At 63.4% G+C, this 21645-nt stretch carries 18 protein-coding genes and 1 pseudogene; 7 read left to right on the forward strand and 12 right to left on the reverse strand.

The window, feature by feature from the left end; all coding sequences use genetic code 11:
• Window positions 1–179: 179 nt before the first annotated feature.
• Window positions 180–1721, forward strand: coding sequence for an alpha/beta hydrolase (locus tag ACZXDY_RS27310; RefSeq protein ID WP_464347639.1), 1542 nt, complete (start codon window positions 180–182; stop codon window positions 1719–1721).
• A 293-nt stretch (window positions 1722–2014) separates the two neighbouring features.
• Here ACZXDY_RS27310 and ACZXDY_RS27315 read toward each other — a convergent pair whose 3' ends face one another.
• Window positions 2015–2572: an HNH endonuclease gene (locus tag ACZXDY_RS27315; RefSeq protein WP_027582737.1), complete on the reverse strand. Its 558-nt coding sequence runs from the start codon at window positions 2570–2572 to the stop codon at window positions 2015–2017.
• Window positions 2573–2762: 190 nt separating this feature from the next.
• Between ACZXDY_RS27315 and ACZXDY_RS27320 the strand changes: the two genes are divergently transcribed.
• Window positions 2763–4523 carry a chloride channel protein gene (locus ACZXDY_RS27320; RefSeq protein ID WP_464347640.1) on the forward strand — a complete coding sequence of 587 codons (1761 nt, stop codon included), beginning with the start codon at window positions 2763–2765 and terminating at the stop codon, window positions 4521–4523.
• A 69-nt stretch (window positions 4524–4592) separates the two neighbouring features.
• Here the strand turns inward: ACZXDY_RS27320 and ACZXDY_RS27325 are convergent, their stop codons facing one another.
• The 8 genes and pseudogenes from ACZXDY_RS27325 to ACZXDY_RS27360 form a co-directional block, all read right to left on the reverse strand.
• A complete protein-coding gene (locus ACZXDY_RS27325) occupies window positions 4593–5567 on the reverse strand; it encodes a peptidyl-alpha-hydroxyglycine alpha-amidating lyase family protein (RefSeq protein ID WP_464347641.1) in 975 nt (324 codons plus the stop codon).
• Between the two features lie 97 nt (window positions 5568–5664).
• Window positions 5665–7452: pseudogene (locus tag ACZXDY_RS27330) on the reverse strand (flavin-containing monooxygenase).
• 92 nt (window positions 7453–7544) lie between these two features.
• A complete protein-coding gene (locus ACZXDY_RS27335; protein ID WP_464347642.1) occupies window positions 7545–8630 on the reverse strand; it encodes a DUF2855 family protein in 1086 nt (361 codons plus the stop codon).
• A 245-nt stretch (window positions 8631–8875) separates the two neighbouring features.
• Window positions 8876–10237: an FAD-binding oxidoreductase gene (locus ACZXDY_RS27340; RefSeq protein ID WP_464347643.1), complete on the reverse strand. Its 1362-nt coding sequence runs from the start codon at window positions 10235–10237 to the stop codon at window positions 8876–8878.
• Between the two features lie 108 nt (window positions 10238–10345).
• Complete coding sequence (locus tag ACZXDY_RS27345) at window positions 10346–11206, reverse strand: helix-turn-helix domain-containing protein (protein WP_464347644.1); 861 nt, start codon at window positions 11204–11206, stop codon at window positions 10346–10348.
• Window positions 11207–11339: 133 nt separating this feature from the next.
• Window positions 11340–12866, reverse strand: a complete 1527-nt coding sequence (locus tag ACZXDY_RS27350) for an acyl-CoA synthetase (protein WP_464347645.1) — start codon at window positions 12864–12866, stop codon at window positions 11340–11342.
• Window positions 12867–12895: 29 nt separating this feature from the next.
• Window positions 12896–14077 (reverse strand): ABC transporter substrate-binding protein, encoded by a 1182-nt coding sequence (locus ACZXDY_RS27355; protein ID WP_464347646.1) that lies wholly within the window; start codon window positions 14075–14077, stop codon window positions 12896–12898.
• Window positions 14078–14290: 213 nt separating this feature from the next.
• Entirely contained in the window at window positions 14291–15265 is a 975-nt protein-coding gene (locus ACZXDY_RS27360) for an NAD(P)H-dependent flavin oxidoreductase (protein ID WP_464347647.1), read from the reverse strand.
• 143 nt (window positions 15266–15408) lie between these two features.
• Here ACZXDY_RS27360 and ACZXDY_RS27365 point away from each other — a divergent pair, with 143 nt between their 5' ends.
• Both ACZXDY_RS27365 and ACZXDY_RS27370 read left to right on the forward strand, forming a co-directional pair.
• A complete protein-coding gene (locus ACZXDY_RS27365) occupies window positions 15409–16296 on the forward strand; it encodes a LysR family transcriptional regulator (RefSeq protein ID WP_464347648.1) in 888 nt (295 codons plus the stop codon).
• Between the two features lie 158 nt (window positions 16297–16454).
• Window positions 16455–16970: a hypothetical protein gene (locus ACZXDY_RS27370; RefSeq protein ID WP_464347649.1), complete on the forward strand. Its 516-nt coding sequence runs from the start codon at window positions 16455–16457 to the stop codon at window positions 16968–16970.
• A gap of 49 nt (window positions 16971–17019) precedes the next feature.
• Here ACZXDY_RS27370 and ACZXDY_RS27375 read toward each other — a convergent pair whose 3' ends face one another.
• A complete protein-coding gene (locus ACZXDY_RS27375) occupies window positions 17020–17286 on the reverse strand; it encodes a hypothetical protein (RefSeq protein ID WP_464347650.1) in 267 nt (88 codons plus the stop codon).
• Window positions 17287–17403: 117 nt separating this feature from the next.
• On the reverse strand, window positions 17404–18057 hold the full coding sequence (locus ACZXDY_RS27380; protein ID WP_028163783.1) for a DNA-3-methyladenine glycosylase family protein: 654 nt from the start codon (window positions 18055–18057) through the stop codon (window positions 17404–17406).
• Between the two features lie 117 nt (window positions 18058–18174).
• Between ACZXDY_RS27380 and gluQRS the strand changes: the two genes are divergently transcribed.
• Window positions 18175–19047 carry a tRNA glutamyl-Q(34) synthetase GluQRS gene (gene gluQRS, locus ACZXDY_RS27385; RefSeq protein ID WP_455997907.1) on the forward strand — a complete coding sequence of 291 codons (873 nt, stop codon included), beginning with the start codon at window positions 18175–18177 and terminating at the stop codon, window positions 19045–19047.
• A 168-nt stretch (window positions 19048–19215) separates the two neighbouring features.
• Window positions 19216–20466 (forward strand): ATP-binding protein, encoded by a 1251-nt coding sequence (locus ACZXDY_RS27390; protein WP_464347651.1) that lies wholly within the window; start codon window positions 19216–19218, stop codon window positions 20464–20466.
• Here the strand turns inward: ACZXDY_RS27390 and ACZXDY_RS27395 are convergent.
• Window positions 20393–21286: a YihY/virulence factor BrkB family protein gene (locus ACZXDY_RS27395; RefSeq protein WP_028163780.1), complete on the reverse strand. Its 894-nt coding sequence runs from the start codon at window positions 21284–21286 to the stop codon at window positions 20393–20395. The genes ACZXDY_RS27390 and ACZXDY_RS27395 overlap by 74 nt on opposite strands.
• A gap of 120 nt (window positions 21287–21406) precedes the next feature.
• Between ACZXDY_RS27395 and ACZXDY_RS27400 the strand changes: the two genes are divergently transcribed.
• On the forward strand, window positions 21407–21601 hold the full coding sequence (locus tag ACZXDY_RS27400; RefSeq protein WP_035690040.1) for a twin transmembrane helix small protein: 195 nt from the start codon (window positions 21407–21409) through the stop codon (window positions 21599–21601).
• Window positions 21602–21645 lie beyond the last annotated feature (44 nt).

Raw genomic sequence — 21645 nt, forward strand, 5'->3', positions numbered from 1 at the left:
GGTCGATGGCTCATCGCCTCACAAGGCAATAGGCTTGGGTCGGGGGTGGGAGCGGGCCCTTGGCGTGCGCTCGGGAAGTAAGGTTCACTACCCGATGCAGAGATCTGTATAACTTCGGATTGCCAAAACACGCAGCCTGTATCAAGCTGAGCTTTTCAAAGACATTTCGGGGGAGTGCCATGCCCCAGTGTTGGTCGATATGCTTTGCTGTTTGGTCCTTTGCTTTCGCGATGAGCTTCGGGAGTTGCTTAGCGCAACCGGCCATTGACGAAAAAATCGTCCTTCAGATTTGCGAAGCTTTCTCAAATCGAGCGGCCGATCGAATGCCAGCGATTGTTACGCCGGAGGCCAGCAAAAAGTTCATCGAGACCTATAGCAGTTTCTCCGAAAGGCTGGACGGTTGTTTGTCAGCGTCCGAGGCAAAGCTGCGGCGTGGCGAAACGGGCGCGACGTTTTTGATCCAGCACACTCGTTACGAGAGCTACTGGCACTTTTCTATAGACGACAGGTCAATCAACGAAATTTCTGTTCGCCATTACAGACCGGTGACCTTAGCAGCTGACGAAGAATGGGAGGAACCATTCCGAATTCGGCCGCCTGCGCCCCGAACAGGGACGATAGGTTTCATCGACATTGACACGCCGTCGAACCAACCGAACATCGTAGAATTTTTCTATGCGACCAACCGTAAAGAATCGGATCAGCCCGTATCTTTAGAAAGAAGTCCTAGGTCGGACTCTAAGGGCAATAGGGCTCTCGTTCTAGGCGCAAACGGTTGGACAGTCGTCGGTGACTACACGGGCGAACGCAATGCGAGCCTCAGTTTCGGCGCAGCTAGGGTTCGCGTGCCGGAGGGGCATCGGATCGGGAAACTAGAGCTGCCTTCGAGCGTCAAAATTTTTGGATTCACACTTAGAACTGACAGCCCCAATCCATCTATGCACTTCACGATACGCAGCATCGCAAAAACGAGCGAAGATCAGTGGATCAAATCACTTTCCTCAACCAAGAAAAAGAGAGCGCTAATATTTGTCCATGGATTCAACACGAAGTTCCGGGATGCTGCATTTCGCACAGCGCAAATAGTCTGGGATCTTCAGTACCAGGACACAGCAGTTCTGTTCTCATGGCCGTCTCGCGGGGAAATAGCCGACTATCTGTATGACAAGGATAGCGCCCTAGGCTCACGTGACGCGTTGCTCCACGTTGTAGCCGACTTACGGAAAGCTGGATTTGACCAAATAGACGTTCTCGCCCACAGCATGGGCAACTTGATTGCTGTGGACGCGCTAGCCAATAGCGCGGCGACACGATCGCGGCCAGACGTCGCTCAACTCATTATGGCAGCTCCCGATGTTGATCGCGACATGTTTGTCCAAGCTATCCCGAAGGTGGCAACAGTCGCCAAAGGCCTAACCCTCTACGCATCCGCAAAAGATAAAGCTCTGCTGCTCTCGAAACGAGTTGCTGGAAATATTCCGCGTGCTGGGGATGTACCCGCGTCGGGACCGATCGTTGTCGCATCGGTCTCGACAATCGACGTAAGCGCTATCGGTGATGAGCTGTTTGGGCTCAATCATAACGCGTTCGCTACAACACGAAACGTTTTGAACGATCTCAAAATTCTTCTTGAAACAGGCGCTCCACCACCGAGGCTAGCCGAAATTCGCGGCTATCCTGAGCCTCCCCAAAAAGCCATCTATTTCCGGTACGCTCCTTAGGTGGAACGCTAGCTTCAAACGCTAGCTTCAATGGGCCGATGCTGTCGAAAAAGTCTCATATTGCTTAGTGACGAGTTTCCCGCTGACCGATGAAACGCGAAGAAGCCGCCGGTCGATGCATGGCCGCACGTCTTTTGGGACGCTCAGCCCACCACTTCGCAACGTCCGGGACCATGTCGCGGATGGGTTCAAAGATTTCCCTCGTCTCTGACATGGCGCACCTGCTTCCCCCTTTTTGGGTATTTTGACGTTTAATTGAGTCCCAGCGAGTTCTTGAAACTCCCGACAATCCCTTACGGATCCAGCTCGGTGTCCCAGTACAGGTAGTCGAGCCAGCTATCGTGCAGATAGTTTGGCGGGAACAGGCGGCCGTTGCGGTGGAGCTGGTGCACGGTCGGCGCGAACGGCGTCTGCTTCGGAAACATCTTGGCCTGCTGCGGCGTCAGGTTGCCCTTCCTGAGGTTACAGGGCGAGCACGCCGCGACCACATTCTCCCAGGTGGTCTGGCCGCCTTTGCTACGCGGGATGATGTGATCGAAGGTGAGATCGTCAGGCGAATTGCAGTATTGGCAGGCGAAACGATCGCGCAGGAAAACGTTGAAACGCGTGAATGCGGGATGCGTGGTCGGCTTGACGAAGGATTTCAGCGAGACGACGCTCGGGAGCTGGATTTCGAAGGAGGGGCTCCGGACCGCCCGGTCGTAATACTCGACGATATTTACGCGATCGAGGAAGACTGCCTTGATCGCGTCCTGCCACGACCATAGCGACAGGGGATAATAACTCAGCGGCCGAAAGTCCGCGTTCAGGACCAGTACCGGCCAACCGCCTTGCGAGACATGTGCGTTCAAGTAACGCTCCCGGCCTCCATATCGCTGCGAAGCAGCATGTACTGACATACTACATGCAGCGTGACGGGATTGTGAAGAGCATTGAGCCGTTTATCCGGCTCTGCGCTGCCATGATCCCGCCGTGATTGCCACCCGCCTGCAAGGCCCGTAAACGAGGCCGCAGATACCACTTGCGTCGGCGGCCTCTGCAATGCTCACCAAGTCCCGCTATCTCGAGGCACCACGCCGGCTGCGCGCCTTCGTCCGCGCGCATGAAACCAGCCTGGTGGTCCTGGCGGCGCTGACCGGAACCATCGGTGGGCTGGTGGTGGCCGCCATGAGCGGCGCGGTCTCGGTCCTGCACGTGGCCCTGTTCGACCTGCCGTTCGGCGAGCGGCTCTCCAGCCAGATCAGCCTCGATCCGCTGCGCGCCGTGCTGGTTCCGAGCCTGGGTGGGCTATTGCTGGGCCTGGCCTTCCTCGCGCTGGCGCGCTGGCGGCCGAAGCGCGAGATTGATCCGATCGAGGCCAATGCCCTCTATGGCGGGCGGATGTCGTTCCGCGGCAGCGTGATCGTCGCGCTGCAGACGATCTGGTCCTCCGGCGTCGGCGCCTCGGTCGGGCTCGAGGCGGGCTATACGCAGCTCTCCAGCGGCATCGCAGCTTCGGTCGGCCGCGCCTTCCACCTGCGGCGCATCGACCAGCGCATCATGGTCGGATGCGGAGCGGCGGCGGCGATCGCCGGCGCCTTCGGCGCGCCGCTGGCCGGCGCCTTCTATGCTTTCGAACTTGTGATCGGCGGCTATACGCCCGCGAGCCTGGCGCCGGTCGGGGTCGCCGCGGTTGCCGGCTATTTTGTCGCCCATTCCTTCAGCGTGCTGACGCTGGGGGTCGGCGTCGATGCCGCCGGCGACGTGCTGGGGCGCGACCTCGCCATCGCCGCGCTGCTCGGCGTGCTGGCGGCGCTGTTCGGCATCGCCATCATGCGCGGCGTCACGCTGTGCGAGACGCTGCTCGGAAAGACAGGGCTCTGGCCGCCATTGCGTACGGCCCTTGGCGGCTTCGCGGTCGGACTGATGGCGCTGCTGACGCCGCAGGTGATGTCCTCGGGTCATGGCGCGCTGCATCTCGGCAGCATAGTGTCGATACCGTTCGCCTTCATGGCCGGCGTGCTGTTCCTGAAAGCGATGGCCTCGATCGTCTCGCTCGGCAGCGGATTTCGCGGCGGCCTGTTCTTCGCCACGCTGTTCATGGGCGCATTGGGCGGCCGGCTGTTCGCCGCCGGTTGCGACATGTTGTGGCCGGGCCTCCAACTCGATCCGGATGTCTATGCGGTGATCTGCATGAGCGCGTTGTCGGCGTCGGTCATCGGCGGACCGCTGACGATGTCCTTCATCGCGCTGGAATCGACCGGCAATCTCTGGCTCACCACGGCGGTGCTGGTCTCCGTCATCATCTCCACGATGATCACGCGGGAACTGTTCGGCTATTCATTTGCGACCTGGCGCTTGCATCTGCGTGGCGAGACCATCCGCAGCGCCGCCGATGTCGGCTGGATCCGCGATCTCACGGTGGACAAATTGATGCGTCGGGATATGACGACGGTGAATGCGGATATGCCAATGGCGCAGTTCCGCAAGCAGTTCCCGCTCGGCTCCAAGACGCAGGTGGTCGCGGTCGATAGCGAGGGTCGTTATGCCGGGCTGGCATTGATCGCGGAGGCGCATGCGCCCGATATCGACATGCACAACGGTCTCGCCGGCATCCTCCGCCACAGCGACGTGGTGCTGCATCCGTCCATGAACATCCAGGAAGCGATCGCCGTGTTCGACGCCGCGGAAGCGGAATCGCTCGCCGTGGTCGAGGAGGGCGCGGAGCGCTGCCCGATCGGCCTCCTCACGGAGGCGCACGCGATGCGGCGCTATGCCGAGGAATCCGAGCAGCGCCGGCGCGAGGTGATCGGCGAGGTCTGATCGCGGCTCTTTAATTTGCGCATGATCTTTTCGGAAAACCGGTTCCCACTTTTCCGGATCATGCTTTAGCTACGCCGGAATCTTCTCCAGCTTCTGCAGGCAGCGCGCCACCCTTACCTCGGCCGGCATCTCGGTCTCGGGAAAGCTGGTCTTCCAGTCGGTGACGCCGACCTCGCCGACATAGATGTCGCCTTTGGAGTCGAGCGCGATGCCGTGCGGCGCCAGGAACTTGCCGGTCTCCACGCCCGGGCCGGTTTCGCCGCCGAGCCGCGCGATGCGATTGCCCTTGGCATCGACGATGGTCAGCCGGGGTCCAAGATTAGGTACCTTGCGGTTGACCGTCATGCCGGGACCGAGTTCGCCGATCACGAAATTGGGTTGCCTGCCGCCACAACAGCAGAGCGCGCAGGGACGGTGCAGATTGTTCCACTGCGTCTCGTATTCGCCGTTGCCGTCGAACACCTGCACGCGATGGTTCTCGCGGTCGGCGACATAGACAAAGCCGTCGGCATCGGTCGCGATGTTGTGAACGATGTTGAACTGTCCGGGATCGGTGCCGGGCGCGCCCCAGCTCCGCATCAGCTTGCCGTCGGGCGTGAATTTGTGGACACGGGCGTTGCAGTAGCCGTCGGAGACATAGATCTCGCCCTTTGGCGATAGAGCGGTGTGGGTGCAGCGGTTGAACGGCTCTCCGCTCATGAACGGCGCGGGCTTAGCTGGGATGCCGATCGTGAGCAGCACCTTGCCCTCGCTTGCGCATTTGCGCACGGTGTGGTCGCCGTCATCGGTGCAATAGAGATTGTCATCGGCGTCGATGTGCAGGCCGTGGGCGCGGGAGAACAGGCCTTCGCCCCAGCTCCGCAGGAAATTGCCGTCGCGGTCGAACACGATCATCGGATGCTCGCCGCGATTGAAGGCGTAGATGCGGTCCTTGCTGTCGACCGCGACGGAGGCGACGTCGGTGAGCTGCCAGCCGTCGGGCAGCTTGGCCCAGTTCTGCACCACGCGGTAGCGATGCTCGCCGGAGCCGAGGATGGTCGACATGTGTGTCTCCCCAGGATGTCATTCCGGGGCACGCGCAGCGTGAACCCGGAATCTCGAGATTCCGGGTTCGCTTCGCGCCCCGGAATGACGCCATTAACTACGCAAACGTCGCCCGCGGCCCGACGTCGCGCGGCAGCAGGCCTTCCTCGATCGCCTTGATCTGCAGCGCCAGATGCTTCGAGCCGATCCGGCATTGCGCCAGTCCGCCGGCGATCAGCCAGAGGCCAGCCTGGTGCGTGCGGGTGTACATGTTGCGGAGCTCCTGCTCCTCGCCAAAGCCCCAGATCGTGCCGACGCGGTCGGCGACGTCGGCGCCGAACAGCTTCTTCACCAGTTCCTCCTGGCGCTTGTAGCCGGTCGCGAGCACCACGAGGTCGGCGGGGAGGAGTTCGCCGTTCTTCATCCTGGCGCCGGCGGCAACGAACGTCTCGATATCGGCAAACTGCTTCAGCGCGATCTCGCCTTTGACGATCAGATCGGAGCAGCCGACGTTGAAATAATAGCCGCCGCCGCGGGTGAGATATTTGAACTGCCAGCCGGTGTTATCCTCGCCGTAGTCGAGCTTGAATCCGACGCGCGTCAGGCCCTCGAGCAGGTCCTTGTCGAGCGCCTTCGATTTCTCGGTCACCATCGCGTGGCTCTTGCGGCCCAGCTTGAGCGGCATCGACATCGCGATCAGGTCGTTGTCGTCGAGCGTTCCGTCATTGTAGGGCGCGTAGACGAGCTGCGCCGATGGCTCGATGCTGACCACCAGCGTCGGGCTGCGCTGCACCAGCGTCACGTCGGCGCCGCTGGATTAGAGGTCCTGGGCGATGTCGTGGCCACTGTTGCCGGTGCCGATGACGATGGCGCGCTTGCCCTTCCAGTTCTCGCCGTCGTCATAGCCGCTGGAATGCAGGACCTTGCCGGAAAAATCCTTCAGGCCGGGGATATCAGGCACGCTCGGAATCCCGCTGACGCCGGTGGCCAGCACCACATGGCGCGGATGCATCTGGCGTTTCGAGCCATCGGCGCCGCGCAGCGTCACCGTCCAGCGGCCTTCGTTCGCGTCGTAGTGCCCGCCCTCGAACTCGGTGCTGGTCCAGAAGTTCAGCTCTATGGCGTCGACATAGGCTTCGAACCAGTTGGCAAGCTTGTCCTTCGGGATATAGGTCGGCCAGTTCGGCGGAAAGTGCATATAGGGCAGGTGGTTGACCTGCACCTGGTTGTGCAGCGTCAGCGCGTGATAGCGCTTGCGCCAATTGTCGCCGATGCGCTCCTCGCGGTCGACGATCAGCGTATCGACCTGCAACTGCTTCAGCCGTGCGGCGATGCAGAGCCCGCTCTGGCCGCCGCCGACCACGAGCACGGTCGGATCGCGGTCGGCATAGTCGGTCGACGCCTTGCGGAGGTCAAGCCAGTTCGGCCCGCGGAAGTCACGCGAATAGGCGTTACCACGGGGGCGGTTGACGCCGAGCTGCTCCTCAAAGCCCTTGAGCTCGCCGAGCTCGGTCAGCAGCGTCCAGGCCTTGAGCGCGTTGCCGTCGGTAGGGTCAGGGATCAGGCGGACGATGCCGCTGCCGCGACCGATCGTGGTCTCGAACTTGAACATCGCCTCGATCGCATTGGTGCCGGCCCGCATCACCTTGCGCGGGGCGCGGCGGTCGGGATCGATCACAATGCGGCGTGGTGCCGCGCGGCCCGCATGCCGCTTCAACTCGGCAATGATGGCGTCCGCGCCGTCGATGGTCTGGATGTTCCAGCTCAGCGCCAGTATATCGCGCCAGAAGCTATCGGGGAGAAAAAGGAAATTGAGCGCGCCGTCGCCGGGCTTGCGAAGTGCGTCCTCGAATCGCGCGAGCCAAGTGTCGGCGGCCACCGAGATGTCGTCGGTCTTGTCGAGCATGAGCGTTTCCCATCACGGCCGTCTCCGCGGCGTGTTCCCGTGCAGCCTATACCTATTCGGCAGGCCGCAGAAAGACCGTGACGGGATGTCGGCTATTCCCAGAGTGAGAGAATAAGCCCCAGTTCCGGCGGCACGCGGCCGCTCAGGATATCGAGATAGGCGATGCGCACCGCCGCAGGGCCGAGACCTTCGGTCACCTCAAGCCATTGCTCGAGCTTCGGCGCGAAGCCAGCCCATGCGGGGCCCAGGCGCGCCTCGATTCCGCCCGGTCCCCACTCTTTGGCACGCTTGCGGATCTGCTCGGGCGCGGAGAACCAGCTCGGCTTTGCGCCCGGCAGTTCCGGCTCATTCTCCGATGAGCGGCGATGCGTCAGTCCGACGCGCCCGGAATATTTCATCTGCGCGCCGAAATGCCGGTGCAGCACCTCGCGCAAGCCGCTGTTGCCGGCCATGTCGACGAACGCCGCCGGTCGATCGGCAGCCAGTGACGCGACGCGATCATAGGTGATGACCTCGTCGTAGCAGCCTAGCGATGTTACGAAGCTGGTATTTGCCTCCGAGGTCAGGCCGATCACCTTGATGCCTCTGGAGTGCAAGAGATGCGCGAGCCCGAAGGCGGTCTTGCTGGAGGCGGAGGAGAGCATCACGCTTTCCGCGCCGAAAAATCCGTTCTCGGCGAGGAAGTCGTCGACCAGGAACGACAGCATGAACAATGGCCGCAGCAAGGCCTGGTAGTCGCCCTGCCGTCCGGCAAAGGCGGAATTGCCGCTCACGCGCGCATAGGCGTTGTAGACCGGCGCCACGCCCTGCCGATGTGCGGCGCCGTCACGCAGGCCGCGCTTGCTGACGTCGGCGGCCTCGATCACAAGGTGCGTCGCCATCGGGAAATACCCGAACAACCGTTCACCCTCGGCAACGTTCGGATGGCGGGAGGCGATGACCTCGCCAAATCCCCACACCGGAATGTTGCCGAACCCATCCGGTGCAGGAAAGAGCTGCCAGTATTTCAGCTCGTCGCCGAGCACCGCATAGGTGATGTTGTTGGCGGTCAGCGCAAAGCGCGTCACCTTGATCAGCAACGTCTCGCTTGGAAGCGCGGCGGCATCGGGCACTGTCTGCTCGATGAATTTGCATTGCTTGAGATCTTTGCGGGCGACGACGAAGTCGGTCGATTTCATGGCGGCGGCTCCGGCTCGTGACGTGCCGCCATCTTTGCGTTGGGCGATGGATGCTTTGCAACAGCAACATAGTTTAAAACGCTGTTCGCTTCCGGCGGCTGCGATGAAGCGGACACCGGCCTGACAAGCCGTTTGAAATTGTGGGTCCGAGGCAGACGCGGGGCCGCTCCTCTTGCCCTGAAGGCGGTCAAAATGAACGCGACGGTGGTGCTAACGATAGAAATCAGCATGCTTGTCCTCAACGCTTATGCCGAACGCGGCAGCGGAATGGCGGAACGGAACACGTCGTCGGGATCGTAGCGTCGCTTGATCTCCATCAGTCGCTTGGCATTGCCGCCGTAGCTCTGTCTCGCGCGATCGAGTTCATCCTTGCCGAGAAAGTTCGGATAACCGCCGGGTAGCGCTGAGGCGAAGCGCTCGCGCGTTGAGCGCGTCCAGTGCAGGTGCCGCGGCCAGTCGCTGGCGTTGGAGCGATCCGGAAAGCTTGCCAGGATTTCGACCAGCAGGTGATCGCGACGCAGTCCGAACGCCGTCGCAGCCTCCGCGACCCGGGACGCCGCGCCGCGGAATTCGTGGGTGATGATCGCACATCCCGGCGAGACCGCGTTTTCCATCGCGTGGATGAACACGTCGATGGCGTCGCAGTCGAGCGCCGGCAGCCAGCAACTGTCCATCACGGTCTGCAATCCGCTCGCGATGTAGGGATCGAACATCCCGAGCAGAGCTCTATAGGATTTCAGTTCGATTCCGCCTGCGAGCAGCGTTCCCAGCCGCGCGAACGGCTGAAGTCTCGCTTCGCTTTCCTCCGGCCGGCCGCTCCAGGTTGGAATGACCAGGACCATCACGGCGCCGCTTGGATCGGCCATGAGCGTGTGCTGCACCGTCAACTCGTCCGGCGCCGACGCCATCAATGCGCTGCATCGTTCGAGCACCGCGCGGGCCTCGGAAAAGGGATAGACGAGCATGCCGGAATGGACGCTCGGCAGTTCATGGACGCGATGACGCATCGCCGTCACCACGCCGAAATTGCCGCCGCCGCCACACAGCGCCCAGAACAGATCGGCGTTGCTCTCGCTGTCGGCATGCACGATGCGGCCGTCGGCCAGCACGATCTCGGCGGCGAGCATGTTGTCGATCGCCAGTCCGAAGCGTCCGATCAGCGGACCATAGCCGCCGCCGAGCGTGAGTCCGGCGATCCCGACGCTCGAAACCGATCCCGCCACCACCGCCAGCCCGTGTGGATCGGTGACAGCTATGACATCCGCGGCGCGGGCGCCGCCCGCAATCGAGGCGCTGCGGCGGTCGGCACTCAGCGCGACGCTGCGCATGCCGCACAGGTCGATCACCGCGCCGTCGCAGAGCGCGCGGCCCGCCCAGTCGTGGCCACCGCCGCGGACCGACAGTGGCAGCTCGCGCTCGCGCGCAGCCCGGATTGCATCCTGGACATCCCCAGCGGTTCGGCAATGCACGACCGCACCGGGCGCGACGCCGACCTGCTTGGCCCAGATACTGGTCGCCGCCGCATAGCGATCATCGCCGGGCAATGACACCAGCCCAGGCAAGTCCTCGCTCAGGCCGTAAACGGCGGCATCGATCGTAGCAGACATGGCTTCACTCTCCTGTGATCGGCGCGAGCGGAGTGCTCGGCGTGTCTGCCGATTTACGGAGAAGCGGGCCCTGCGTTCGTGAAGATTCCTGCGGTTTTGCTGGTTCGCTCAGACAAACTCGGAGGGCGCGACGCCGTACACGCGTCGGACCCATCGCGACAAATGGCTCTGATCTGCAAACCCGGTGTCGACAGCGATTTCAGCGAGACCCATTCGTCCTTCGCGCATATGCCGCGCCGCCGCCTGCAGGCGGAGATGGACCACGTAGCGATACGGCGTCATGCCGACCGATCGAGTGAATACGCGCGAGAAATGGAACGAGCTGCGGCCGGCGAGTGCGGCCAGATCGGCGACCTCGATCGGCTCGGCGAGATTGATCAGCACATAGTCTCTGATCCGCTGCAGCGCGCGTTGACCGAGCCGGCCGCGAACTGGGCGTCGCGGCGTCGACGTATAGTTGGACACCAGGCGGCCGATGAAGCGGCTCGCGGCTTCGCTCCAGAACAGCGGACCATTGGGATAGCCTTGCGCACTCTCCGCGGCCAGTGACTGCGCCGCCTGCTGAAGCATTTGGTCGTACCCCGACAGCCGTTCCGGCAGCTCTGCTTCGAGCGCGTAATCTTCCGCGGCCGCAAGCGCAAGCTGGGTCGGCTTGACCGCGACCAGCAGCATATCGGCGGTGCCGTCGGCGTCGGCGGACGAGTCAATGCCGGCCGGACAGATCGCGAGCGCGCCGTGGGTCGTCTCGTGCCGAAGCTGCCGTCCGGCTATTCGGCAATCGAGCTGCAGATGGGGTGACATCTGAAGGAAGACGAGGTGCTGATCCGGTGTGGCGCTGAAATGCGCGCCGCCGTCGAACAGCGCCCGGAACACCCGCACGCCGCTTTCGCCTGCCGGGCCGTCCGCTTGGGACGTCGTCGGCGGGCTGCCATCCTTCTGAGCCCAGCGCACCTGACCGAACTTCGTCACGCCGATCGCGCTCCATTGGCAACGCATGAAACAACGTTGCTAGGTTGGGAGCGGATGGAGGCTGCGAAAGGGCGGCGAAGCCGTTCCTAACGCACACGTGAAAAGGCGTGAGAGCGCATTTGCCTCGGCCGCATCAAACGGCTGCGCGGAGCGTGCCTTCGCGATGCAGATCGCGCAGCTTGCGTTTGAAGATCTTGCCGGTGGCTTCGCGCGGCAGCGCGTCCATGAACTGGATGTCCTTCGGCACCTTGAAGTTGGCAAGTTTGCTGCGCAGAAAATCCTGCACGGCGGCGACCGACAGCGTCGCGCCCGGCTCGGGCTCGATGCAGGCGAACAGCCGCTCGCCATATTCGTCGTCGGCAACGCCGAACACCGCGCAGTCGCGCACGCCTTCCATGCCGATCAGCGCGTTCTCGATCTCGGCGGGATAGATGTTGACGCCGCCCGAGATCACCATGTCGCGCTTGCGGTCGCACAGGAACAGATAGCCGTCCGCATCGAGATAGCCGACGTCGCCGACGCTGACGAGGCCTTCACGCCCGGCGTCGGCGCGCGCCTTGGCGTTGCCGTGATAGTCGAAATCCGGGATTGCCGTCTGCCGCATGAAGATCTCGCCGGGCTCGTTGACGTCGCATTCGGTCCCGTCGGGGCGGAAGATCTTTACGATGCCGCCCTCGATCACGCGGCCGACGGTGCCGGGCTTTGCCAGCGCCTCCGCCGCCGAATGCCAGACCGGGATCCCGGTCTCGGTGGAGCCCAGATACTCGTTCACCACCAGTCCCCACCAGTCGATCATCGCGCGCTTCACATCCTGCGGACAGGGCGCGGCGCCGTGAATGATGAAGCGCAACGAGGAGACGTCGTAGCGTCGTCTCGTTTCCTCCGGCAGCCGCAGCAGCCGCACGAACATCGTCGGCACCATGTGCATGTGGGTGACGCGGTGGCGCTCGACGAGCTGCAGCAGATCCTCGGGATCGAAGCGCGGCTCGAGCACGATGGTGCAGCCGCTGCGGAACGCCAGCATGCCGTAGCTGTGCGGCGCCGAATGATACATCGGCCCGTTCATCAGAACGATCTGGTTGTCGTTCGGCTTGATGCCGTAGGCGATCGCGCTGACGCGGGCGGCCGCGGCCTGCAGTTCGGGCGGCATCGGCTTGCGCCGCACGCCCTTGGGCTGGCCCGTGGTGCCTGAGGTGTAGAACATCGGCGAAGCGCCGATCGGGGCATCGGCCAGGGGCGGATGCGTGTCGCGCCAGTGGTCCCAGTCGGTCAGGCCGTCGGGTACCTGCGCCATCGCCGGCGAGACGCCATAGGCCGCGGCGATCTCGGGCGGCGTCGCTACGACCAGAAGCTTGAGCCCGGCGGGCAGCCCGTCGCGTATTTGCGGCAACAGGTCGGCATGACAGATCAGGACGTCTGCGCCGCTATCGGCGAGGATATACGCGACTTCCTCGGCCTTCAGGTGCCAGTTGATCGGCACGATTGGGCTGCCGAGCGCGGCGGAGGCGGCCACCGCCTCGAACAGCGCGAAATCGTTGCGCAGCATCATCGCGACCGGCCGGCGATCACGCACGCCCAGCGCGCGCAACCCGGATGCCGCGCGGGCGACGCGCTCGTTGATCTCGCCATAGCCGATCCGGCGTTCACCGCTGATGATCATGCTCACATCCTCAATCTTTTGCGACAGGCCTAGCGGTCGTCCAGGATCTCGCCGAAAGCGACCCAGCTTTTGCCGTTGAAGCGCCGCAACTGCAACTGCTGGAACGGCAGATAATCATCCGAACCGGTCGTAACGGTCATTCCCGGCAACAATAGCGGCAGCTTGACCTCGCGCAGCGACGTCGCCTGGCGCAGGATGTTGTCGCGGCTGAAATCGTCCTTGCATGCCCTGAGCACGGCCATCAGAAGCGTCGCATAGTGGTAGCCGGCGGCGTAGTTCGAATTGTTGAGGTCGGCGTTCGGCAGATACTGCTTCATGAACGCAAAATATTGTTTCACACCTGCGTCATCGGCCCACTGCACATCCATCGTGTCCTTTTGATTGCTCGAGGAGATCAGGCCGACTGCATTCTCCAGTCCCGCCGGCTCCAGGAATGAGGTCGAGGAGGCCGAGGTCGGCACGAAGAACAGTTCGGGCTTCCAGCCGAGCTCGGCCACGCCCTTGATCGACTGCGAGGTGAATTTCCCAAGCACGACGGCGAACAGCACGTTGGCGCCGGAGGCCTTCAATGTCGCCAATTGCGAACTGATTGTCGGCGCGCTGGTCTCGTAGCTCGCCTCCGCGACGATCATGCTGGCTGCCTTGGGGCCGAGCGCGCGCTTGAAGCCGGCGACATAGTCGCGGCCGAAATCGTCGTTCTGGGAGAGGATAGCGATCCTGGCGTCGGGCTTGGCCTGCAACACATATTTGGCATAGACGACGCCCTCGGATTCGTAGGCGGCCATGCCGGGCATGGTCCAGGGAAAGTTCTTCGGGTCGGCCCATTTGGTGGCGCCGCTCAAGAGGAACAGTTGCGGGACCTTCTTGCCGTTGAGGTAGCGGTGCACGGCGCTGTTGGTCGCGGTGCCGAGCGAACCGAATATCATCTGCACCTCTTCCTGCTCGACCAGCTTGCGGGTCTGCTCGACCGCCTTGGGCGGAGAGTAGGCGTCGTCCATCGTGATGAACTTCACCTTGCGGCCGTTGATGCCGCCTTCGGCATTGACCTTGGCAAAGAAGGCTTCCTGCGTCCGCCCGATGATGCCGAAGCCGGACAGCGGACCGCTATAGGGCAGGGTCTGCCCGATGCGGATGTCTTCCTTGTCCTCGGCGAAGGCCGTTGCGATCGCGCCCAAGGTAAACAGAACGGCCAATGCGTGCCGCAGCTTCATGGTCTCTCTCCCGATGACTAAAGATTTTTATTCTGAATTGAGGGCGCTTGATCGCGCCTTTCCCTCGCCCCGCTCTTGCGGGGAGAGGGTTGGGGTGAGGAGCTCTCTCCGCGAATACGATGACAGAGACATTCGCGGAGGCAGCCCCTCACCCGAAATTCAAGCGCAGCTTGAATTTCGACCTCTCCCCGCGAAGAGCGGGGCGAGGTGAATTCACGCGCTCGCGCGTCTCAGGAAATCGCTGCTCGCTTCGGTGAATTCCGTCTTGAGCCGCTCCACCAGTTCGGCGACCGGCGGGATGTCCGCGATCTGGCCGATGCCCTGGCCCGAACCCCAGATGTCGCGCCACGCCTTGGCCTTCATGTTGCCGCCGGAGCCGAAGTTCATCGTCGACTTGTCGGCAACAGGCAGATTGTTCGGATCGAGACCGGCGGCCACGATCGACGGTCCGAGGTAGTTGCCGTGCACGCCGGTGAACAGGTTCGAATAGACGATGTCGTGGGCGGCATGTTCGGTCAGCGCCTGCTTGTAGCGCGGATCGGCATTGGCCTCCTGCGTGGCGATGAAGCGGGTGCCCATGTAGGCGAGGTCGGCGCCAAGCGCGAGCGCGGAGGCGATGCTCCAGCCGTCGGAGATCGCGCCCGACAGCAGGATGGTGCCCTTGAACCATTGCTTGACCTCGCGCACCAGCGCGAACGGCGACAGCGTGCCGGCGTGCCCGCCGGCGCCGGCGCAGACCAGGATCAGGCCGTCGACGCCCTGCTCGGCGGCTTTCCGTGCATGCTTGACGTTGATGACGTCGTGAAACACCACGCCGCCATAGGAATGCGCGGCCTCGACGATTTCCGACGGCGGCCGCAGCGAGGTGATGATGACAGGAACCTTGTGCTTCACGCAGGTTTCCATGTCCCGCATCAGCCGGTCGTTGGAGGCGTGGCAGATCTGGTTGACCGCGTAAGGCGCGACCTTCTTGTCCGGATTTCGCGCCTTGTACTCGCCGAGCTCGTCCTCAATCTGCGTCAGCCATTCGTCGAGCTTCTCGGCGGGCCTGGCGTTCAATGCCGGAAACGAGCCGACGATGCCGGCCTTGCACTGGGCGATCACGAGATCGGGCCCTGACACGATGAACAGCGGCGAACCGACCACCGGTAATTCGAGACTGTTGGCGAGCGAGCCTGGCAACGGCATGTCTGGTCCTCCCGGCGCCTGCGGCACCTTATCTTGATCTTGACGCTGTCAATATAGGACTGGACGGGGCGATGGTGACGTTCAATATTGAACGGTCGATCTATCAGGAATGAACGGGGCTATCGACACCGAGAGGCAGTCGGATGGATTGGGACCTGTGCAAGACCTTCGTCGCCGTCGCTGACACCAGGAGTTTCGCCGGCGCCGCACGCCGCCTGCGCGCCAGCCACCCGACGATCGGCCGCAAGATCGCGGCGCTGGAGAAGCAGCTCGGCACCCGCCTGTTCGCGCGCTCCAATGACGGGTTGTCGCTGACCTCGCAGGGCCGCAAGTTTCGCGAGCATGCCGACGCCATGGCGGCCGCAGCGCTGCGCGCCGAGGCCGCGGCGTCCGCAACCGGCGAACAGGCTCGAGGCGTCGTGAAGCTGTCGATCGGCGCGACGATGGCCGCGCACTGGCTGATGCCGCGGCTGGGGCCGTTCCTGCGCGACCACGACCATATCCAGCTCGAGATCATCACCCATCCGTTTCCGGCGAGCGTGCGCCGCCGCGAGGCCGATGTGGTGTTGCGGCCGGTCGATGCCGGCGAGGAGAACCTGATCGGGCGCAGAATAGGCCGGCTCGGCACCGGGTTCTACGCCTCGCGCGACTATGCCGCGCGGCGCAAGCTGCCGGAGCGGCGCGAGGAGTGGCGCGGGCACAGCGTGATCGGGTTTGCCGACCAGGCATCGAACGCGCATCTGGCGCGCTGGAGCGATTTCATCACCCGGGAGGGGACTTTGGTGATGCGCTGTTCCTCGCAGGGCGACATGCTCGCCGCCGCGCGCGCCGGGCTCGGCATCTCGGCGCTGTCCTGCTTCGTCGCCGAGAGCTGCCCTGACCTTGTGCGGGTCGCGCCGCAGAAGCTCGGCAGCGTCTCCGACCTCTGGCTGCTCGCGCATCCCGACCTGATCGAGCTGCCCGCCGTCCGAGCCGTGACCAGCTTCGTCACCGCCTGTGCCCGCGAAGACCGCATCAGGCTGCGCGGCTAGTGCCCCGTAGCCCGGGTGGAGCGCAGCGCAACCCAGGACATCTGCATCAACATTGACGATCGGTCCCGGGTTACGCTGGCGCTTCACCCGGGCTACGGGCCAGTCCAGAGAACTTTCGCCGGCCGCCGCGCTTGTCAAAGGACATGAGGCTCACAATCATGCGCCGACGCTCTGTAAGCGTTACAGTCAACGACAAGATGCAGCGCGGGTACCGCTACGTCCTTACCGAACCTGCCGGACGCAATTTCGATCCGGAGTTCCGTCCCGAACTCACGCCGAAGCAGCTGCTGGCCCTCGGCATCTTCTGCGGCAAGTACATGACGGACTGCCGCAAGGAATTCCCGGCGAGCTGGTTTGCCGGCGCCCGACTTTCCCCTTCGAGACGCGACTGCTCGCTGAACTACTTCGGCGTCAACGCGAGCCAGCCTCTTTCGGTGTGGCGACAGAAAGGATGGATCCACCCCGACGATCCCCGCGGCTGGTTTCAGTGGTATTGCCGCTATTACATGGGCCGTCGCATATCGATGGAGGATGCGCGGCAGATCAGGCGCTGGAAAGCGATCCGGCGACATGTCGCGCAGATCAAGCGCAGTTGCGGACCCGGTGACCTGACGTGCAGGCCACGGCAACGCCAAGCGTTGCTCCATTGGGCCTACGACAGCCGCAAACTTTGACGCAGGCTGTGTTAGTCGTGGCACGCAGGGACAATCCTCTGCGTCGATGTCAGCGGCGGCCAAGATTGGCGAACAGTCTTGCTGAAAGCCAAGTTACCGCGGCAAACAGGACGCCAGCGTAAAGTCCAAAGAATGGACGATAGGACGAGCCTTCGAGATATCGATGAAGTTCAAGAGCTTGGAAGAAAGTGATGCTGACGATCCATATCGACGCAACGAACCATTTCCACAATATCGGGTCTAGATCACTTTCTTTCCGGGCTCTTCTGAGGAAAAAGAAAACGATCAAAGCGACAAAGATCGAAAACCAAGTCATGGTGGGTTCGTCCAATTTGACGCACAGGTAGCCCAAGACAGTTTCGGTTTTGGTCGATCATAGATCGCAATTTGATTAAATTTCGTGTGCACGCACACGGGCATGACGGGATACGTCCTACTTCGCGCCTGCAATCACGCCTTCGCGCTTCTTCAGCACACGGTAATAAGCCCACCACAGATGCGCCGCGGCGCCGCGCAGCGGGCGCCAGGGCTCGGCCAGCGGCGCCATCTGCTTTGCCGTCGGCCGTTCCTTCAGTCCCAGCCCGATCTTGACCGCTTCCTGCACGGCGAGGTCGCCCGCCGGCCAGGCGTCGCCATGGCCGAGGCAGAACAATAGATAAATGTCCGCGGTCCATGGTCCGATGCCGGGCAGCGCGGTCAGCGTGTTGTGGGCGATGTCGGCGTCTTCGTTCGCGAGCACGTCGAGGTTCAGCCGCTCGGCGGCGAGCTCGCGCGCGATGTGCTTCAGTGTCTTGATCTTCGCCGCCGACAGGCCGAGCCGGCCAAGCCGGTCGGCGCGCGCCTTGCTGATCGCATCATGATGAAAGGGATCGAATGCCTTGCTGACCCGGCCCCAGATCGCCGCGGCGCTCGCGGTCGAAAGCTGCTGGCCGCAGACGATCGCGGCAAGCCCGGCAAAGCCCGGCTCGCGCTGCCGCAGCGCCGGCATGCCGGTGATCTCCAGGACTGGCCTCAGCCGCTTGTCCTGCTTCACAAGAGTTTTGATCGCGTCTTCGAGGTCCGATTGGGTTTCGAAGTGGATGAGCATGGAGGAACAGTCTCGTCGCGTCATGCGCGGGCTTGACCCGCGCATCCATCTGCTATCGATAAGAGTCCTAGAGGATGGATTGCCGGGTCAAGCCCGGCAATGACGAATTCCAATACAATGTCGCCACCCGTTTTCCGATTCGCGCCGAGCCCGAACGGTTATCTCCATCTCGGCCACGCTTTTTCGGCGTTGTTGAATTTTGACCTCGCGCGCGAGGCCGGGGGACGCTTCCTGCTGCGGATCGAGGACATCGATCCGACGCGCTGCCGGACGGAGTTCGAGACTGCGATCTACGAGGACCTCGCCTGGCTCGACATCGCCTGGGAGATGCCGGTGCGGCGGCAGTCGGAGCATCTTGACGCTTATCGCGAGGCGGTCGAGCGATTGACCGCCGAGGGCCTGCTCTATCCGAGCTTTGAAAGCCGCGCTGAGATCGCGCGCCTGGTCGCCGAGCGCGAGGCGGCGGGACCATGGCCGCGCGATCCGGATGGCGCGCCGCTTTATCCGGGCGCCGCGCGATCGCTGCCGGCGCCGGAGCGGCGGCGGCTGATCGAGTCGGGGGCGCCTTACGCGCTGCGGTTGAACATGGCGGCGGCTCGCGCGCGGGTGAAAGATCTGAGCTGGGCCGAACAGGGGGCGGGACCTGCCGGCGAGCACGGAACCGTCATCGCCCGGCCGGAGGCGTGGGGTGACGTCATCCTGGCGCGCAAGGAGACGCCGACCAGTTATCACCTCTCGGTCGTGATCGACGACGCCCTGCAAGGGGTGACCGAAATTATCAGGGGGCAGGACCTGTTCTGGTCCACCAGCGTGCACCGGCTGCTGCAGGCGCTGCTCGGCATCGCTTCGCCGGCCTACCGGCACCACCGGCTGATCCGCGATTCGGTCGGACAGAAGCTGTCGAAGTCGACCAAGGCAACCGCCTTGCGGGAACTGCGCGCCGGCGGTGCGACGCCCGCTGATATCCGCCGTCTGGTGGGGTTACCCTAGGTGCTTCACCTCTCCCCGATGGGGAGAGGTGGTCCTCGCGGCCAGATCGAGCTCAACCAAACGGCCTCAGCCCACTTTCGCGTAATGGCGCCGTCGCCCAAAAGGTCTCCGTGACACCCACCACCCTCGCATGCCATTCTGCCGGCCGGGGCAGGGTTCACGGGAATCATGGCGGCAAGATCGCGCGTTGGGCGCACCATTCGGCATCCCAAGAAGACGCCGTCGCGGAAGCGTGTCTTGAAGGCGGCAAAGGCACGCCGCGGACGCGCGCCTGCCAAGGCGGGCCCCGGCGTGGTCGAGACTGCGCTGGCGGCCTTCGCGCATGAGGTGCGCACCCCGCTTACCGGTATTCTCGCGATCAGCAACCTGCTTGCGACCTCCGACCTCGACGAGCGCGAGCGGCGCTGGGTCGATACCATCCAGGCCGGCGCCGAGCATCTGGCCAGCCTTGCCACCCTGTTCGTCGATGCCGCGCGAAGCCGTGGCCCCGGCCTTGAGATCCGGCAGGATTTTTTCGACCTGCGCACGCTTGCCCGCAACGCCGGGAATTCACTCGCCGGGCGGGCGGCGGCCAAGGGCCTGCAGCCCTCGGTCGATATCTCCGAAAAGCTGCCGGCCTTCGCCGTCGGCGATCCCATTCGGCTGCGTGCGGCGCTGGAGAACCTGATCGACAACGCGGTCAAATTCACCGAACGGGGAACAGTCGCGTTCGAGGTTACGCCGACGCGCGCCGCGAAAGGCAAGGTCGGGGTCGCCTTCGCGGTCTCTGACAGCGGCATCGGGCTTTCGCTCGCCGAGATCAAGCGCCTGTTCCGTCCGTTCTCGCAGGCCAATGTCCGGGTCGCCTCGCGCTTCGGCGGCGCAGGCCTCGGCCTCTCCTCGGTCAAGCAGCTTGCGCGGGCGATGGGCGGCGACATCGTCGCCAGGCAGCGGCGAGGCGGGGGCACCACCTTTACGCTGACGATCGTGCTGGCGTCCGCCGGCGAACCGGCCGCATCCAACGGTGATGCCGGGAGCGACGTCCCGGCCGGGTCGCCGCGCGCGCTCCGGCTGCTCAGCGTCGAGGACAATCCGTTCGGCCGCGTCGTGCTCAACACCATCCTCACCGAGCTCGGCCATCAGGCGGAGTTCATCGGCGATGGAGAAGCGGCGCCGGAGCGGCTTCAGCAGGGCGCCTTCGACGCCGTGCTGATGGATATGGTGCTGCCCGGCATCGATGGGGTGGAGGCGATCAGGCGTATCCGCGCGCTTCAGTCGCCGCTTGGCCGCATTCCGATCATCGGGATTTCCGGCCGCAGCGAGGACGAGGCGGCATCGCGGGCGGCCGGCGCCGACGCGTTCCTGGTCAAGCCTGTGAGTCCGCGTGCTTTAGCGACTGCGCTGCTTGAAGCGATACGCCCTTCGGCAGGCGCGACTTGATGATCGCCGCGTTCAATTCGCCGCCATAGACGAAGATCGCGGCGATGAAATACAGGAACACCAAAGCGATGATCACCGACGCGAGCCCCGCATACATCGTGACATAGTTCTTGGCGAAGCGCGCCAGGTACTGACCGAACACGATGCCTGATATCAGCGAGGCCACCATGGTGAAGATGATGCCGGGCAGGATCTGCAGGAAATTACGGCGCCCCGCCGGCAGCCAGGCATGCAGGATGAACAGCGCAACGGTCAACGCCGTGATGGTGATGCCGTAGCGTGCAATGTTGAGGATGCGCTCGTTGCTCTCGACGAAGAACGGAATGTAGTGCCGTGCCGTCTCGAGCATCAAGGGACCAAGCACGATCAGGAACGCCATCACCAGTGAGGAGATGGCGGCGACAAGGGTGTAGCCGATCGATTCCAGCCGCAGCCAGTACCAGCGACGCCGCTCGACCACGGCATAGGCGCGGTTCAGCGCTACCCGCAGCGCCTCGACGCCGTTGGAGGCGAAATAAACCGCGAGCGCCGCGCCGACGGTGAGGATGTCACCGCGCGTGGTCGTGAGGACGTCATGAACCTGGCTGGACAGCGTGTCGGCGACTTGTTTGGGCCAGGTCTGCAGCAGCAGGCTCGCGGCCTGGTCGGCCAGTTCCTTGGAGCCGAAAAAGCCGGCGAGGGAGGTCAGCACGATCAGAAACGGGAACAGCGCCATCAGGGTCGACAGCGCGATATGGCTCGCAATCGCCCAGCCGTCGTCGGCGAGGAACGTGTAGAACGCATCCATCACGACGTGGTAGACGTACCGAACCTGCTTCACTTCCCACCCTGATCCGGCCAGCGAGGCCGCGCGCCAGCTTCCGATATAATCGCGCCAAACGCCAGATCGTTGCACTTGCCCCATGTGGCGCTTCAGATATCGCGGTGTTATGTAGCGCAGATGGCATCCTTCTTAAGTACGTTCATCCTCCCGATCGCGGTCGGCGCCGTCGGGGTGGTCCTGTTGCTCGGTCTCGCCAACATGATGCGCGGCGGCTCCCCGAACACCTCGCAGAAATTGATGCGGCTGCGCGTCTTGCTGCAATTCGTCGCCATCGTAATCGCGATGCTCGCGGTCTGGGCGATGGGGCGCTAGTTCCTACCTCTCCAAAAGGAAGAGGTGGTCGCAAATACCGGAGC

This window comes from Bradyrhizobium sp. LeoB3, from assembly GCF_055456055.1.